The sequence below is a fragment of the Citrobacter sp. R-1.5.2 genome (genome assembly GCF_035064245.1).
Lineage (GTDB): Bacteria > Pseudomonadota > Gammaproteobacteria > Enterobacterales > Enterobacteriaceae > Citrobacter.
In genome coordinates this window covers 83,332-99,581 of record NZ_JASEYC010000008.1, presented here as the reverse complement: position 1 = coordinate 99,581, position 16,250 = coordinate 83,332, and the positions used below count along the sequence as shown (strand labels likewise).

The following is a 16,250-nucleotide window of genomic DNA, read 5'->3' as shown; positions in this document are numbered from 1 at the left end:
ATGAGCTCCACCAGAAGAGGGATGATGAACGTCCTGATTGCCGCCGTATTGTGGGGAAGTTCAGGCGTTTGTGCACAGTACATCATGGAGCAAAGCCAGATGTCGTCACAGTTTCTGACCATGACGCGCCTGATTTTTGCCGGACTCATTCTACTGATGCTCTCTTTTGTGCACGGCGACAAAGTCTTCTCCATTATCAAAAACCGCAAAGATGCCATCAGCCTGCTGATTTTTTCCGTGGTTGGCGCACTCACTGTACAGCTAACCTTCCTGCTGACCATTGAAAAATCCAACGCCGCGACCGCGACAGTGCTGCAGTTTTTGTCACCAACCATTATCGTGGCGTGGTTTTCTGTGGTGCGAAAAGCGCGACCGGGGATCTTAGTGCTCACAGCAATATTCACCTCGCTGGTTGGCACATTCCTGCTGGTCACCCACGGTAACCCGACGTCGCTGTCCATTTCACCTGCCGCACTGTTCTGGGGTATCGCTTCTGCATTCGCCGCGGCTTTTTATACCACCTATCCTTCAACGCTTATCGCACGCTACGGAACGTTGCCGGTCGTCGGCTGGAGTATGTTGATCGGCGGCATGATCCTGCTGCCGTTCTATGCCGGGCAGGGAACAAATTTTGTGGTAAATGGCAGTTTGATTCTGGCGTTTTTCTATCTGGTGGTTATCGGCACGTCGCTGACGTTTAGCCTGTACCTGAAAGGTGCGCAGATGATTGGCGGCCCGAAAGCAAGCATTTTGAGCTGTGCAGAACCGCTGAGTAGCGCGTTGCTGTCTCTGTTGCTGCTGGGCATTACATTCACCCTACCTGACTGGCTGGGCACACTGCTGATCCTCTCTTCCGTGGTGCTGATCTCAATGGACTCCCGCCGCCGCGCCAAAGCGGTTTAATACCCACCGGCGCGGCAACGGGCTACGATTACCAGCCCGGAACCGCGCCGCCGTTAAAGATGGTTTCCGCCGCCCTGGCCACTTCCGGTGACTGATAAGATTGCAGGAATTCTTTTACATTCTCTGCATCTTTATTATCTTCTCGCGCCACCAGGATATTCACGTACGGTGAATTTTTGTCTTCTATAAACACGCTGTCATGCACCGGAGAAAGCCCGGTTTGCTGAATATAAGTGGTACTGATAATCGCCACATCCACTTTCTGATCGTCCAGCACACGCGGTAACTGCGCACCTTCCAGCTCCATAATTTTCAGATGCCGTGGATTATCGGTGATATCCAGCGCCGTTGGCAGCAGGCCAGTATCCGCTTTCAGAGTGATTAATTTCTCTTTTTGCAGCAGTAACAGCGCCCGCCCGAGGTTAGTCGGATCATTAGGAATGGCAATCGTCGCACCGTCTTTCAGCTCAGCAATGGTTTTGATTTTTTTCGAATAGCCGGCCATTGGGAAAACGAAGGTATTGCCTACCGCCACCAGCTTATAGCCGTGCGCTTTATTATCTTGTTCAAGGAACGGACGGTGCTGGAAGACGTTGGCATCCAGTTCGCCATGATTGGTTGCATCGTTGGGGAGCAGTGAACCACTAAATCCAACCAGTTCGACATCCAGGCCGTACTTCTCTTTAGCCACTTTCTTCGCAACTTCCGCGACATCCTGCTCTGCCCCGTTAATTACGCCGACTTTGATATGCTTTGCATCACTGCTCTGCTGATCGCAACCAGCCAGCAGTAATCCCGCCAGCAATATTGCCGCCCCGGCCCCGAAATGAGGTATCTTCAGCTTCACGTTTTTATCCTTTTGAAATAACCGCCTGATGGGTAATGAAATGACTATAACGGGAAGGCCGCTGCGGTTTAAAAAACGAAAAAGCATCAGCAAGAAGAAAAAAGCATAACGGGAAAAAGATAAGTTAGTCGGAAGATGCCGTTAGTTCATCACTTGAAAGCCCGGTGATAATTAGCACCAGTTCACAATCGATTCCCTTCTCAAGCATGGCATGAGCTATCCGCAACGCTTCGTCCTTTTTACCTTCGCGTTTGCCTTCGAGTTTGCCTTCTAGCCCCCCTGTCCTTCGCCCCGACTCACGTAAGCATTCTGCAATTGTCATTAATCTCTCCTTATGTTGGGGAACGCGCAGGGCAACTTCTCGAATAAACGCCTCAAAACGCGGTGCGCTGCCAAACTGCACCAGGTAATTAAATAGCGTTTCTACCTGACTGTCATTAGCGTGTCCCTTAATCAGCAGAGCAACCAGTTTATCGACCAGCACCATCAAATCGCGCTCGCGTATATGCTTCTGGACAAGTTCCAGTAGCGCCACCCGCCGATGTTGCATAATCTCATCATCAGACACCATCGTGATGTCAACCAGTGGGAAGGTCGCGCCATAAAGCTTCCGCGCAGTTTCTGGATCGTCAAATTCATCCAGCCAACACAGTGAAAAAGGGTACGGGCTGGCGACGCCATGATAAAAAAGTATCGGAACCACCAGCGGCAGCGTTTTGTGGCCGGCATCAAGGTGGTTCTGCATCGCGGCAATGGCGTAACGCATCATCCGGAATGCCATATGAGCATCCGGTGAACTCTGGTGTTCAATCAACGCGTAGATATAGCCTTTTCCGGTCCTCGTTTTTAGCGACCACAGAACATCGGAATAACTGGCACGCAGGTCTTCCTCAATAAAACTCCCTGGCTCCAGTTTCAGTGTGTTCAGATCGCAACGTTCACGTAATGGTGCTGGGAGATAAATATCAAGAAAATCCCGTGCCGTTTCTGGATGGCTTAAGAATTTTTTAAATACGGCATCATGCGGCGTAGAAGTTGTTGGTTTTTTCATGGCGGTCCGTCACCAGAAGAACAAGATGACGGAACCTTACTCGCCAGTCGCACACACAACATCTGGGAACTTTTCTATCTGCGAGGCGGCTTGACGGATAAATACATGCTTTTGCAATGTATTCATTTTCAGGGAATAGCGTTCGCAAAAATGCCCAGTAAGCGTGATCACTTCGGGGCATTTTTTATAGGCCATCCGGCGATAGCAACATCACACCAGAACTTTCACTATTTCCATTAACCTGACGACATCTTCAGGTCGGGTATTACCGCTATGTGGATCAATAATCGAGCTGTAAACATGCGGCATCACGCGGGGTACTCCCGCCTGCAGACAGGTTTGCAGGATAACGCCGAAGTTATCAAGATCGATTCCACCGGTCGGTTCAATCAATGTCATGCCGTTTCGCGCCGCGGTCGTCGCCAGTGCGTACAGCTCAGGGAGCGACTGTTCACCGCCCATCGGGAAGAACTTCGCCGCGTGAGCCCCTGAATCGAGCATCATACGTACTGCTGCATCGCAGGAAACGCGGGCTGGCGTGCCCTGGATGCTACTGACGCCGGTCGAGATCAACACCTCCCCCGGCGTGCCCGTCGGGCTGACCAACGCGTTGATATGGGTCTGTTCACCGCCCGTTGCCGCCAGCGCTCCGGCAGCAAAACCACAGCCGGTAAAGGTTTGGTTGACGTGTGCCGGATGGACCTGTGAGGCAATCATCGCCGCTTTGTAATACTGCGCCGGGTCGCCCGCCCCCAACCCTACAGAAATTGACGGCACATCATCCATCCAGCGTTTAACTTCGCGGACGCCTTCCTCAACCGAAGCAAATTGTGCGGAAAGTATGCCGATCACCGCATGGCCTTCAGCAGCCTCATAGATCTCACGGGCATTAGCGATATCCTTCGCCAGCACGTTAATCGCCACTTTATTACGATAAAAATTAATGTGCTGCATGCTCTGCAATCTCCTTTAATCGTGCCACGATCAGTGCCATTTCCCCTTCGGCAAGCGTACGCGGGTCAAGGCTAAAAACCCCCTGATGAAGGTTGTAACGGCGAGCGTAAATGGCGATATCGCCACCGCGCAACTGCGCTTCCACGGCATATGCATCCAGCCCCAGCGCTTGCGCGTTCACCCGAATACGAATCCGCCAGATAGCGCGACCGGCCTCGTCCTGCTCGATATCCGCATTCAATCCGCGAATGTCTGAAATCGCCTGTGCCACAGGTTGAAGTTCCTCGGCAGTCACCACAGTCTGTCCCTGATGGTAGTTTTCCAGCGCATAGACCAGCCCGACCATATTCTCCTTGCCGATTTTCATCGCTCTGGCAATTCCGTGATGCTGGGCTTTACAGGCCGCAATCCACTGTTTCTTCCCAGTGATAAACCCAGACGTCGGCGCGTTAAAAGCTTTTGCGCCGCTGTAGACCACCATATCCGCCCCGCTTGCCACCCAGGCGTGCAAATCTTCCTCTGCGGCGGCATCGACAATCAGCGGCAGGTTATAGGCCTGCGCCACCTGCACAAAATCGGCAATACTCAACATACCTTTCTGCACGCAGTGGTGCGATTTCACGTACAGCAGCGCGGCAGTATTGTCGTTAATCGCGCTCTCCAGCTGCCAGCGGGCCACCAGATTACTTGAACCGACTTCCACCACACGTCCGCCGCCTAAGCGGATCGCGCTGGTGATGGGCGCCCCGTAGTCAACGTTATGCCCGCGTAGCATGACAACTTCATTCGCCATACCAGAGCTGTCCGGCATCAGCGTGACTCGCGCCCGGTCGCCGCGGGTAATGGCCGCAGCAACGGCGATAGCAATACCCGCCGACGCGCAGGAGGTGATATAGCTGTCCTCCGCGCCAGTAAAGCGGGAAACCAGCTCGCCGGTGCGATCCACCAGCCGATCAATTTCAACAAAGGCCGACGCTGCTCGTGCGGTGGCTTGCATCACTTCCGGCGCAACGCTGGAAACCCCCAAAATAGTCATCTTGCCGCAGGCGTTAATGACCTGTTTTAGGCCGAGTTGTTGATAGATATTCTGTGTCATGGCTTACAGCACTCCTAACAGCGAACAGACCACACTGAGCGCGACAATTGACAGCAAAATGGTGGTGTAACGCGGCCCTTTCTTCACCAGATAGAAGTAGATGGCGAACACCGCCGCCAGCGGTAACAGGCCGGGTGCAATAGAGTCGAGGATCTGCTGAACCACCACTTCAGAGCCTTTCAGGGCACTGAGTTTTAACGGTGTGGTGATCTTGACGTAGCTTGCAGAAAGCGCCCCCATCATGATCAGACCCAGCACATTCGCACCGTAGATCAGTTCTTTAATTCGCCCCCCTTGCAGCAGGCCGATAATCGAATCACGTCCCAGCGTATAGCCTTTGTGAACCATGCCGTAGCTGATTGCCAACGTGATAGCTGGGTAGAGAATGAGCGGCACAATACCGCCCATCGCGCTGCCATTCGCGGCGAACGGGATGAAAATAGCAATTAACAGCGGCATGACGGCGGCCCAGATTATGGAGTCGCCCATCCCGGCCAGCGGTCCCATTAATCCCGTTTTAATGCCGGTAATTGAGGCATCACTAATTGGCTCGCCGCGCGTTTTCTGCTCCTCCATCGCAATGGAGATCCCCTGAATCACCGCACCAAACGTCTGCTCAGAGTTGAAGAAGTTCAGATGGCGTTTCAGCGCCTCTACCTGCTCTTCTTTTTGCGGGTAGAGTTTTTTGATGATCGGCGTCATCGAGGCGCAGAAAATCAGGCTTTGCAAACGTTCATAAGAGCTGGAAACTTCCGCGCCCAACCAGTAGATAAACCAGGCTTTGGTGATATCTGCTTTGGTCAACGTGCCACTTTCACGCACACGTTCAACCAGTTCATGCTGCATTACGTCGCTGCTCATCATGCTGCTCCTTCATTTTTTGCCAGACCTTTAATCAGGAAGGCCACGCAGGTACCAAAGATTGCCATCGCCATGATGTCTACCTTCAGGTACAGCACCGCAAAGAAACCGCCGATAAACCACGGCAGCAGGCTCTTTTTACCGATCACCATAATGGTGATGGCGAAGCCCAGCGCCGGCAGAATGCCGCCCATAATTTCAAAGGAGTGCGTCAGCCAGTGCGGCATCAGCTTCAGGAAGCTTTCCACAACGTCCTGACCAAAATAGTTGGCGGCAAAGACCACCGGGAAACGCAGTACCAGCCCAAGCAGCGCCGGGTAGAGGAACGCACAGCGCATAATGCCTGCCATGTTTGCCGTTTCCGCATGCTTGTCGGCCATATGTACCCACGCCGCGTTTAACGTACGGCGCAACTGGTCGAGGAACACGCCGATGACGCCAAACGGGATCGCCAGTGCGATAGCCAGGTTCGGGTCCATTCCGGCCTTCACGGCGATAGGAATTGAAATGCAGGCAGCCAGCGCCGGATCCGACGGGACGTTGCCGCCTGGCGTGGAGGTCACGCCGAGATAAACCAGCTGCATACCTGCGCCGATGATCATCGCCGTTTCCATGTTGCCTAACAGCAGGCCAACGAATACGGCAATCACCACTGGCTGTAGCAGCATGGCGGAGAAGGTGTAGCCAAGGCGTAATCGGGCAAACCAGTAATACAACCCCATCAGGCTTGCGAAGACTAAAGTATCCATAATTAAGTACCCTGTTATCAAAGAATTAGAATTTTTTCAGGATATCGTCCAGCGACTGCGGCTTATCTTCCGGGATAGTCTGGAAGAACACCTGAATCCCATGATTTTTCAGGTCGCTCAGGATGCCGACGTCTTTTTCATCCAGCGTAATGTTCTGGAATACTGCTTTGCGGTTTGGCCCACCGCCCAGCCCACCGACCTGAATGGTGGTGACATCAAATCCCAACTGAACCGCTTCCTGAACCGCCGCCAGGGAGGGGAACAGCACCAGAACCTTGCCGTCACCCAGTTGATTCTCTTTCCAGGCAGCGGCAAAACTTTGGTTACCGAAACAATCCACTTTGATGTTCGGCGGCGCGGCCATCAGGTAGATATTTTTCATAAATGGATCGGCATCCAGCTCATCGCTGACCACCGCAATCCGGTTTGCCTGAGATTGCCCAACCCATTTGGTCACCACTTGTCCATGAATCAGACGGCTATCGATACGACATAAGACGATGTTTGCCATGATATTTATTCCTTATTGTGATTGTTGTAATTGACGTACGTGGGCAACAACGTCCAGGCAGCTGCTACGCCCGGCCTCGACCAGTTCGGCCACGCAGGCGGTCAGTTGGCCATGCTCGCGTTTGTCGAGCGCCTCCAGTAACAAAGAGGCGTTGAGCCCGGAAATCACTGCCACCGGGTAATCGGCGCTCAGCCGTGCCGCCACGTTAGACGTGGTGCCGCCAATAAAATCGGTCAGGATCAGTGAGCCTTCCGGCATAGCTTTCACTACGGCTTCGACGCGCTGATAAAACTCGCCAAGCGTATCAACAGGCATCAGCGCAATTTCCGTCACGCCTTTGATTTCACCCATCACCATGCGCAGGCTGTTGCAAAGCTGTTGCCCCCAGCCGCCATGGGTCAGCAGCAGGATCTGGGGCAAGGATTCAGTGGTAGTCAAAATGGCCTCCTGGCTCGATTACATAGACATAGGTAAACAGAGCAAAGGCTGTGCCAGAATTTGTGTCACGCGGGGGAGGTGTGGGTGCCGACGGGGCGCAAAGCCCCATCAGGCAAGGGATTAGCTATATAACAGTTCGTAGATATAAATATATTCCGCATCCGATAAGCGAATGGCATAGGCCTCTTCAATCGGCAGGAAAGCAGATTTAATGACACTAAACGCGCGAACATCCAGATCCGGCTTGTTCTCCAGCGCCATCTGTAACGGTTTGCGGTTAATCACGATACGCTCGACCATACAGCAGCAGTGGATCAGGAAGCGCAGTGTCACCTGGCGGCTCGGTTTCAGCGAAAGCGCGGTGGTCAGATGATTCAGCACGCCTTCCATTTCTTTCAGAATACGCTGAGGGTTAAGCACTGAAATATGGTTAATGATACTTTCCATGGTCAACGCACTGATAAAACGCATCGCGCTGCGCTCCATCTCCAGACGACGTTCACTGCTTGAAAGATCCGGCGTCAGCAGACTGAGCACCAGTTCAGGCCCCTGCTCGGAGAACAACTCTTCAAGCGAGATAAACGGGATATCAGGCAGTCCCGGCTGGAAAGTACCGACAATGCCTGCCAGTCGTTCGCTGGCGTTAATCGCCTGCTGAATGCGCTCCAGGCTGCGAACTTCGTTGTAATCAAGGATCACCATCCGCGTATCCTGCGACATCAGCTCACCAAAACTTTCTTCCAGCACCTTTTTGATTTTTTCCGCCGTGCCCATCCCGGTGATGCAAGAGATAACCAGCACTTTGCCACTGTTTTCCTGCTGTGGTGTACAGAGCTGGCAGGGTATATTTTTGCTCTGCATCAGTGCCGCCAGTTGCGGTAAATCACTGGTTTCATAGCTTAAATCTAGTCCTATCTCCAGCAGGCTGGTGAGCGTAATGTTGGGCATCAGCAGAACATCTATCTGGAATAATTTGCTGATCGTGCTACCAAAATGGACCAATGAGCCAATATCCACCATCAGGATCAATCGGCGATATTGCCGGGTCTGAATCATCTGCGTCAGGGCTTCCAGCGTGTCATGCACCGACTGCTCAAAAGGCATATCGATAGCGCTGAACACCTCGCGTTCCAGCACACGATTCACGTACTGCGCCTGGCTTGTGGCGGTCGTCGCGCCGTGGGCAATCAAAATCACCCCGCAGTCCGGGCTGGCGTCAATCCGTTGGCGGTAATGACGGCACTCTTTGAGGAACAGGCACAGCCAGACCACTTCCGTCGCCGGACACTGAATATGCAGCAGTTCATTGATTTTTCGGCATAACAGCGTGGCGTTTTCATATTCATCTTTGCAGCGATCGAGGATCAGGCTGGAAGAATAAAGTTGCGGAATAAGGCCGCGCTGCACGTAGCCAATCAGCGCCAGAAAGTGTTTACGCAGCGGGTTAACCAGATTTTCCGGCAGCGTAAAACCAAGCACCTGCTCAACGCAGCCAATCAGCAGCGTGACCCGCTCTTCAATCTGATCGCCATAGCGCGGGGGATGCGCCACGCTGTCGCGGCTGTAGAGACCATATTCAAAAATCGAGCTGAGCTTGTTTTTGAGGATTGCCAGCGTTTCGGCTGGCGGTACGTTGCTGTTACGCAGGTTGATGTATTCCCGGGTCAGGAAGCTGTAAAAGAGATCACTCTCCTCAATTTCAGCTCCGGTGGCCAGCGAATTTTTCAGTGCCGGCAACGTGCGGGCATCAATGCTCAGGTGTTCTTTGCCTTCGAACAGCGCCCCAACCAGCAGACGTTGTTCCGGCGTGGCGTTAAAGGGGATCTCGGTCAGACGTTTATCCAGCTGTAGCGTATCGCTGTGCTCCGTCATCCCCGAGGCCCAGGCCTGGGCGCAGAGAAACTGAATATCGCTCTTGAGTTGACCAATATTGCCTTCCAGCGGCTTGTTCAGCAGCCAGAGCAGCAGGGTACGGTCGATGCTTACCGTACGCTCGATTTTGCGGCTCTCACGCTGTAAGAAACCAACAATCAGTTCAACCTGCTCTTCCACCGAACGCTGGCGGATACCGGGGAGATCGATACATACCTGAATACGTCGCTGAAAGGTGCGTAGCAACGCCGAGCTTACCGGTTCGGTGGTCGCACATATCAGGCGAACTGAAATAGACCGCGCCACAGCGCTTGAACCCAGCGGCCGGTATTCACCTTTGTCGAGAATAGAAAACAGTTTTTCCTGACCTTCATACGGCAGGCGATGCACTTCATCAAGCAGCAGATAGCCGCCATCAGCCTGTTCGACCAAACCGGGTTTATTCTCGTTTGCGCCGGTAAACGCCCCCTGTCGATGACCAAACAGGTGCGAAGAGAGCAGTTCCGGGTTATGCGCGTATTCCGCGCAGTTAAAATAGACCAACGGTGGAGGCGTTCCCGCTGCACGTTCACAGGCGAAACGGTGCATCAGTTCGGCAAAAAAGGTTTTACCAACGCCGGAGGGACCGGTCAGCAGAACATGCAGTCCGTGGGGATACAGCACCGCCGCGCGGCCTTTTTCCACCGCATCACGCAGGCTGCGATCGTAACCAATCAGGCCGGAAAAGGGATCGTCTGTTGCCTGGTTTTCCTGAACAGGCAACAGGTCAGCAACGGTTTGCACTTCACGCTCGGACTCATCCAGTTTGCGCCCCAGCAGCGTTTCAATTGCCTGACGATGCAGAAAGAATACCGGACGCCCGCGGCTTTTAATCGCCAGGCCGTCGTTCCAGAGCTGATTGAGATCTTTACTGACTGAGTTGCGCGCCAGCCCGAGGTTAAAGCCGATGGCCTCCGCTGTGAACGCCGTTTCCTGCGCCAGATGGGCAAGATTCAGTCCTCGCGTCAGCCGTTCCAGCTCTCCCAGTATTATCTCAATCCGTCTCATCTCTTTACCGCTTAAGAAATAAATGATTGTTCAGAACATACACTATTCTGCTACGCAAGAAAGTGAGGCGGCATCCAGACCTTCCGGTCATCAAAACGTTTTCGACAAATAATGGCGTGCGGAACCGGTTTCCGGGAAGTTATCGAGGGTCATTTGCAGCTGATAGCCGTTTTTCTGATAAAACGGCAGCGCCTGGAAACTCATGGTATCAACCAGCGCATGCAGACATCCTCGCTCACGTGCCGTCTGTTCTGCCACCTGCATCAGTTTTGTGCCATAACCGTCTTTGCGCAGGGCGTCATCCATCCATAAGAACTCAATGCACAACCATTCGCCTTTGATTTTGCCGATCAGCCCACCCCGAATCTTATTGTGTTCATCACGCCAGTAGACCGCCAAATCGCCAAAATTGGTCGTTTTCAGGAACTGGAAATTGTAAGCACGCAGCCCGGTAAGCAGCGCGTTTTGATCATCTTCTGTAACGGTATCAGTAATCTGTATCTGCATCCTATCCTCCTGAAAGACTACAACTTCTGGCTGATTTATTTTTAATCGTTAACACAGGCTGATGAGTGAGCCGTATGCCGTCTACACTTACTCTTGAGATGATGCGCATCAACAACAAGGATTATTATCATGAAATTAGCCGTTTTTCCGATTATTGCCGTCCTTTTCACGCTACCGGGCCTGGCACAGGCTGACTCGGCTTACGGCGGGTTACAGTCGGTGCACGAAAAGAACACTGTACTCAAGGATTTGCGCAAACTTTGCACCCCACAGGGGTCGCCATCAGATGAAGTGTGGGAAAAAACAATTATGTCTGATACACGCAATCAGCAGCATATTCGCGAAGCCATTGTGGCGATAGAAAGAAATAATCAGAACAACTACTGGGAAGCGCTTGGCAAAGTTGAATGCCCTGATTTATAGCCATTATGTTGTAAAATGAGCACTGTAACCGGTTTCTGTATCGCAAAAACACGTATTGTTGCCACAACGAATAAAGAGTAAGGGAGCAACAATAATGCGATACCGTTTTCCTGCGAACTTCTGGTGGGGCAGTGCCTGCTCCGCGCTGCAAACGGAAGGTGATAGCCTCAACGGCGGCAAAAGCCAGACCACATGGGATGTGTGGTTCGACCGCCAACCGGGTCGTTTCCATCAGGGAATTGGCCCGGCGAACACATCCACGTTTTATCAGCATTGGAAACAGGACATCGCCCTTCTCAACCAGCTGAAACATAACAGCTTTCGTACATCGCTGAGCTGGTCACGCCTGATCCCAAACGGCACGGGTGAGGTGAATCCAGAGGCCGTTGATTTTTATAACAACGTTATCGACGAGTTACTGGATCAAGGTATTACGCCCTTTATCACCCTGTTCCATTTTGACATGCCGATGGTGATGCAGGAGAAAGGCGGCTGGGAAAACCGTGAAGTGGTCGAGGCATTTGGCCACTATGCACAGACCTGCTTTAACTTGTTCGGCAATCGGGTGAAGCACTGGTTCACCTTTAACGAACCGATTGTCCCGGTAGAAGGCGGTTATCTGTATGATTTCCACTACCCTAACGTGGTGGATTTCAAACGCGCCGCGACGGTGGCGTACCACACCATTCTGGCACATTCGATGGCGGTTCGGGCGTATCGCGCTGCAAACCTTGACGGTGAAATCGGTGTAGTGTTGAATTTAACGCCTTCTTATCCACGCTCGCAAAACCCGGCAGATGTAAAAGCCGCACACCATGCAGACCTGCTCTTTAACCGTAGTTTCCTCGATCCAGTGCTGAAAGGTGAGTACCCGGAAGACCTGGTAGAACTGTTGAAAGAGTACGATCAACTGCCAGCATGTCTCCCCGGCGACAGCCAGCTGATAGCTGATGGCAAAATTGATCTGCTGGGCATCAACTATTATCAGCCGCGCCGCGTGAAATGTCGTGATAGCGCAGTCAATCCGAACGCGCCGTTTATGCCGGAATGGTTATTTGATTACTACGAAATGCCGGGACGTAAAATGAACCCTTACCGTGGCTGGGAAATATATGAGCCGGGTATTTACGATATTATTACCAACCTGCGTGATAATTACGGCAATCCACGCTGTTTTATTTCTGAAAACGGTATGGGTGTCGAAAATGAGCAGCGTTTCATCCAGCAGGATCAGATAAACGACAGCTATCGTATTGAATTTGTATCTGAACATCTGAAATGGCTACATAAAGGCATTAGCGAAGGCTGCAATTGTCTTGGCTACCATATGTGGACCTTTATTGATAACTGGTCATGGCTGAACGGATACAAAAACCGCTACGGTTTTGTCCAGCTCGATCTGGAAACGCAAAAACGCACGGTGAAAAAGAGTGGCGAATGGTTTGCTCATACCGCCGAGCACAATGGTTTTGATTGAAACCAACCTGGATGCCGGATAGCGATCCGGCATACCGAGTTTTAGTTTATTGCATACCTTTTATGCGAACTTTCGCCGCCACCAGAAGCGCCGTCAGCAGCATCAGAGCACCTGAGAGCATCAAGGGAGACAGCAAACCAAGGTTATCGAGCGCATAGCCTCCCACCGCTGCCCCGCAGGTATTGGCAAGCTGGATCACGGCGACCTGAACGGACCCGGCTTTCTCTGCCTGATCGGCCAAAGAACGGGTGATCCACGTCGACCAGCCGACCGGTACCAGCGCAAACGACAGCCCCCAGATAATCGCAATTGCGGCCGCCACCACTTTGTCACTCCCCCACAAAATCAGCACCAGCGCACTGAGCGCGAGCACCAGCGGTGCTCCGGCTAATGCCAGTTTGACCGAACGTTTCAGGATCACCGACGAGAGCGACGTCCCGACAAAGCTGGCAATACCAAAGCTCAGCAGCACCAGCGTCAAACCATCCACATCAAATCCCGCCAAATTCATGTACACCGGGCGGATGTAGGTAAAGAAGGCAAACTGCCCGGCAAAGGACATGAAGATAGCCATCATGCCAGCCATTACCCCCGGTCGTTGCAGCAGGCTAAACATGTTTTGTTTCTGATGTGATGGCTCACCGGGCAGCGAAGGCAGCGATCTCACCACCCAGATGGTGCACAGCACGCCCATCACCGCCGCGGCATTAAAGACGTTGCGCCAGCCAATGATGCCGCCTAAAAAACTCCCCAGCGGGGCGGCAATGACCAGTGCGATAGAGACTGCGCCAAAGATCACTGATAACGCTTTCGGCACCGTCCGTGCAGGAACCAGACGCATGGTCAGCGATGCCGACATCGCCCAGAACCCTCCGAGTGCCAGACCGAGGCAGGCACGACCAATCAACAACAGGGTAAAAGAGTTGGCAAAGGAAACCAGCAGGCAGGAGATTGTCAGCAGTACCGAAAAGAGGATCACGACATAGCGACGATCGGTTGCCTGAATAATTTGTGTCACAAACAGGCTGGCAAACATGGCGACAAACGCCGTTACGGTCACCGATTGCCCGGCAACACCTTCCGAAATACCGAGGTCCTGCGCCATTGGCGTCAACAAACTGACGGGCAGAAATTCAACGGTTATCAGGCAGGCAACACAGAACGCCACGGCGAATACCGCCGACCAGTTCGGTCGGGTATTTGCCTCAGCGCGGGATTTTTGTTCAATAGCGTCACTCATTTTGTTACCTGCGTGGGGTTATTGTAGAAAAGTTACGCAGTGTAACATTAAATTTGTGACGTATTTAACGTTTCAGCAACTGTTTATCGCCGGATGGCGACGTCGTCTTATCCGGCCTACAACAGAGGGTCTTTGCTGACCCAATTAAGCGTCACGTGCAGCCCTTGCCAGCCCGACTATCCACTCCTGGTGACCGTTAATCATCGGATTAGGTAGCGTGCGTGCCAGCTCCTGTGCCGGAACACCACGCTGCGACTCCTGGGTCAGAATACGTACGCGCCCGCCAGGTAAATCTTCAAACAGCCAGGCATGGACAACATCCAGACGCGAATCAGCATCCCCTTCCGCCCAACCGTGCCAGGCAATACGCGCAGCCTGACCATCGACCGGTGGCGCATATTCGATGACTTGCGCTTCAATTGGGAAGCCAAAGGTTGTGAAACGGAAACGGGCGTTCACGCTCAGTAACGGTCCGGAGCCATCGTGAAATCGGATATCCGCCACATTGCTGTAATACGTCGGCCAGCGCGTTGTGTCGTTGAGCTGAGCCCAGACAGCGCGGGTGCTCAGTCCGGCAACAATGATTTCATTGGAGGCAAAGTTATCGGTCGTCCCTGGCAAATACGCCTGCGGCCAGATAATTGCGCTTTGTTGAGTCGCTTGTTTCATGATGAACCTCGTCGTGTAAGTTAACGAGGTTCATCATGCGCGGGAGAGAGATATAAATATAATGACGATTAAAAATATCCGTCATCATATATTTTGATATCAGTGCAACCAGTGCACTCCATCTTCAGGTTGAAAAAAGGCGTTATAGCGCATCTGAAACGCATTTATCTCCTGCATATCCGGCTCCATTTCGCGCAGAAAACCCAGCGCCAGGCGTACCTGTGCGTCGGTAATCGGCGCGGCCAGCCGGGCTTTTTGCAACACCCGGTGCCACTGCAGCAGATTCTGTTCACTACCGTCTACAATGACGATTTGCCAGATTAGCAGCACCTGGGCAGCATTTTGCAGATGCGATTCGTCAGGTCGATGGAGGTACTGTAAAAACGCCTCTCCCTGCACTTTCCCCATCTGATCGATCATCGATTCTACCGGCACGACATCAATACTCAGACGTTCGCTCAGACGGCGAATCGCGCGCCGTGACCCGGACGTCAGTACCCGAAAACCCACAACAAAAACAACAACCAGCGTGGCCAGCATTATCCAAATCATGCGCACATCCATTACCCGACAGGACGCCCATCATAGCGGCAAATTCACCTGTGTCGACGACTGAACGTGTCATAATGTGACTTATCGAACCCATGAGCAGACATCATGAAATCTGATATCATAACCCTCGATCTTAATCTGTTGAAAACGCTGGATGCCCTGCTGGATGAACGCAACGTCACCCGGGCGGCGCAACGACTCTCGCTCACCCAACCGGCGGTTAGCGGCATGCTAAACCGTCTGCGTGATTATTTTGACGATCCGCTGTTTGTCCGCACACCGCACGGTATTGTCCCAACATTACGGGCTCGCGAAATGGCTGCGCCCATCAAACAGATCCTCAGCGACATTGATATCCTGCTTAAGCCCGCGCAGTTCGACCCGCTCACCGCGGTACTCACCTTTACCGTCGCCGCGACCGATTACGCCCTTAAAGCGGTGATCGTGCCGTTTATCGCCGCGCTTCGCGCACGTGCGCCAGGTATTCGTGTGCGGGTCGTTCCCGTTGAGCCGGAGCAGCTAACAACACAGTTTGAGCAGGGTAAAATTGACCTGGCGCTGCTGACGCCGGATTCAACACCGGATAATCTGCACAACCGCCCGTTATATAACGAAGAGTATGTTTGTCTCATGCGTCATGATCATCCCGATGCCCATCAGGCGTTAACACTCGATCGCTTCTGCGCGCTGGAGCATGTGCTGGTTTCTTATAAGGGGGAAAGTTTCTGGGGGGTCACCGATGATGCGCTGGCAGATGTTGGACGAAAACGACAGATTGGTTTGTCAGTCAGCAGTTTTCTGGTTCTGCCGGATATCCTCGCGATTAGCGAGATGATTGCCGTCGTCCCTGCCCGGCTGGCCTATACCGATCCCCGGATGCACGTTGTGCCACCGCCGCTGCCCATTGCTGGTTTTACTAAAAGTATGGCCTGGCACGAACGCACGCACCGCGATGCGGCGCATCAGTGGCTACGCAATCTGGTGCATGAAACCAGTCAGTCTAAACCATAAAAAAACCCGCCATGAAGGCGGGTAAAAGTTACCACTACACAC

Annotated in this window: 17 protein-coding genes; 4 read left to right on the top strand and 13 right to left on the bottom strand. The window is 52.8% G+C overall.

The genetic code is table 11. The annotated features are described in order from the left end of the window. Positions 1-903, top strand: coding sequence for a carboxylate/amino acid/amine transporter (locus QMN38_RS15625; protein WP_271441409.1), 903 nt, complete (start codon positions 1-3; stop codon positions 901-903). Positions 904-931: 28 nt separating this feature from the next. Here QMN38_RS15625 and nlpA read toward each other — a convergent pair whose 3' ends face one another. From nlpA to QMN38_RS15575, 10 genes are all read right to left on the bottom strand, one after another. Beyond that, positions 932-1,750 (bottom strand): lipoprotein NlpA, encoded by an 819-nt coding sequence (gene nlpA / locus QMN38_RS15620; protein ID WP_271449764.1) that lies wholly within the window; start codon positions 1,748-1,750, stop codon positions 932-934. Positions 1,751-1,874: 124 nt separating this feature from the next. After that, entirely contained in the window at positions 1,875-2,801 is a 927-nt protein-coding gene (locus QMN38_RS15615; protein ID WP_323605316.1) for an Rpn family recombination-promoting nuclease/putative transposase, read from the bottom strand. A 210-nt stretch (positions 2,802-3,011) separates the two neighbouring features. Then, positions 3,012-3,755 (bottom strand): 2-dehydro-3-deoxy-phosphogluconate aldolase, encoded by a 744-nt coding sequence (gene dagF / locus QMN38_RS15610; RefSeq protein ID WP_323605315.1) that lies wholly within the window; start codon positions 3,753-3,755, stop codon positions 3,012-3,014. Continuing rightward, on the bottom strand, positions 3,742-4,851 hold the full coding sequence (gene dgaE / locus QMN38_RS15605) for a D-glucosaminate-6-phosphate ammonia lyase (protein WP_323605314.1): 1,110 nt from the start codon (positions 4,849-4,851) through the stop codon (positions 3,742-3,744). The genes dagF and dgaE overlap by 14 nt, the downstream gene beginning before the upstream one ends. Positions 4,852-4,854: 3 nt before the next feature. Continuing rightward, positions 4,855-5,715 carry a PTS system mannose/fructose/sorbose family transporter subunit IID gene (locus QMN38_RS15600; RefSeq protein ID WP_323605313.1) on the bottom strand — a complete coding sequence of 287 codons (861 nt, stop codon included), beginning with the start codon at positions 5,713-5,715 and terminating at the stop codon, positions 4,855-4,857. Continuing rightward, complete coding sequence (locus tag QMN38_RS15595) at positions 5,712-6,461, bottom strand: PTS mannose/fructose/sorbose/N-acetylgalactosamine transporter subunit IIC (protein WP_003023960.1); 750 nt, start codon at positions 6,459-6,461, stop codon at positions 5,712-5,714. Before QMN38_RS15595 ends, QMN38_RS15600 begins: the two co-directional genes overlap by 4 nt. 25 nt (positions 6,462-6,486) lie before the next feature. Further along, entirely contained in the window at positions 6,487-6,972 is a 486-nt protein-coding gene (locus QMN38_RS15590; protein WP_202037369.1) for a PTS sugar transporter subunit IIB, read from the bottom strand. A gap of 12 nt (positions 6,973-6,984) precedes the next feature. Continuing rightward, positions 6,985-7,410, bottom strand: a complete 426-nt coding sequence (locus tag QMN38_RS15585; RefSeq protein WP_202037368.1) for a PTS sugar transporter subunit IIA — start codon at positions 7,408-7,410, stop codon at positions 6,985-6,987. A gap of 120 nt (positions 7,411-7,530) precedes the next feature. After that, positions 7,531-10,329 (bottom strand): transcriptional regulator DagR, encoded by a 2,799-nt coding sequence (gene dagR, locus QMN38_RS15580; protein WP_323605312.1) that lies wholly within the window; start codon positions 10,327-10,329, stop codon positions 7,531-7,533. A gap of 90 nt (positions 10,330-10,419) precedes the next feature. Next, complete coding sequence (locus QMN38_RS15575; RefSeq protein WP_323605311.1) at positions 10,420-10,836, bottom strand: GNAT family N-acetyltransferase; 417 nt, start codon at positions 10,834-10,836, stop codon at positions 10,420-10,422. A 129-nt stretch (positions 10,837-10,965) separates the two neighbouring features. Between QMN38_RS15575 and QMN38_RS15570 the strand changes: the two genes are divergently transcribed. Further along, positions 10,966-11,259 carry a YicS family protein gene (locus QMN38_RS15570; RefSeq protein WP_202037365.1) on the top strand — a complete coding sequence of 98 codons (294 nt, stop codon included), beginning with the start codon at positions 10,966-10,968 and terminating at the stop codon, positions 11,257-11,259. 94 nt (positions 11,260-11,353) lie between these two features. Continuing rightward, positions 11,354-12,736, top strand: a complete 1,383-nt coding sequence (locus QMN38_RS15565; RefSeq protein WP_323605310.1) for a glycoside hydrolase family 1 protein — start codon at positions 11,354-11,356, stop codon at positions 12,734-12,736. A gap of 46 nt (positions 12,737-12,782) precedes the next feature. Here QMN38_RS15565 and nepI read toward each other — a convergent pair whose 3' ends face one another. The 3 genes from nepI to QMN38_RS15550 all read right to left on the bottom strand — a co-directional run bounded on the left by nepI (position 12,783) and on the right by QMN38_RS15550 (position 15,197). Continuing rightward, entirely contained in the window at positions 12,783-13,976 is a 1,194-nt protein-coding gene (nepI, locus tag QMN38_RS15560; RefSeq protein ID WP_271449761.1) for a purine ribonucleoside efflux pump NepI, read from the bottom strand. A 144-nt stretch (positions 13,977-14,120) separates the two neighbouring features. Then, positions 14,121-14,645, bottom strand: a complete 525-nt coding sequence (locus tag QMN38_RS15555) for an SRPBCC domain-containing protein (protein ID WP_323605309.1) — start codon at positions 14,643-14,645, stop codon at positions 14,121-14,123. 99 nt (positions 14,646-14,744) lie between these two features. After that, entirely contained in the window at positions 14,745-15,197 is a 453-nt protein-coding gene (locus tag QMN38_RS15550; RefSeq protein ID WP_271441420.1) for a DUF1198 family protein, read from the bottom strand. A 105-nt stretch (positions 15,198-15,302) separates the two neighbouring features. On the opposite strand from QMN38_RS15550, the gene QMN38_RS15545 reads away from it, so the two are divergent. Further along, entirely contained in the window at positions 15,303-16,208 is a 906-nt protein-coding gene (locus QMN38_RS15545; protein WP_323605308.1) for a LysR family transcriptional regulator, read from the top strand. The last annotated feature ends 42 nt before the right edge of the window (positions 16,209-16,250 follow it).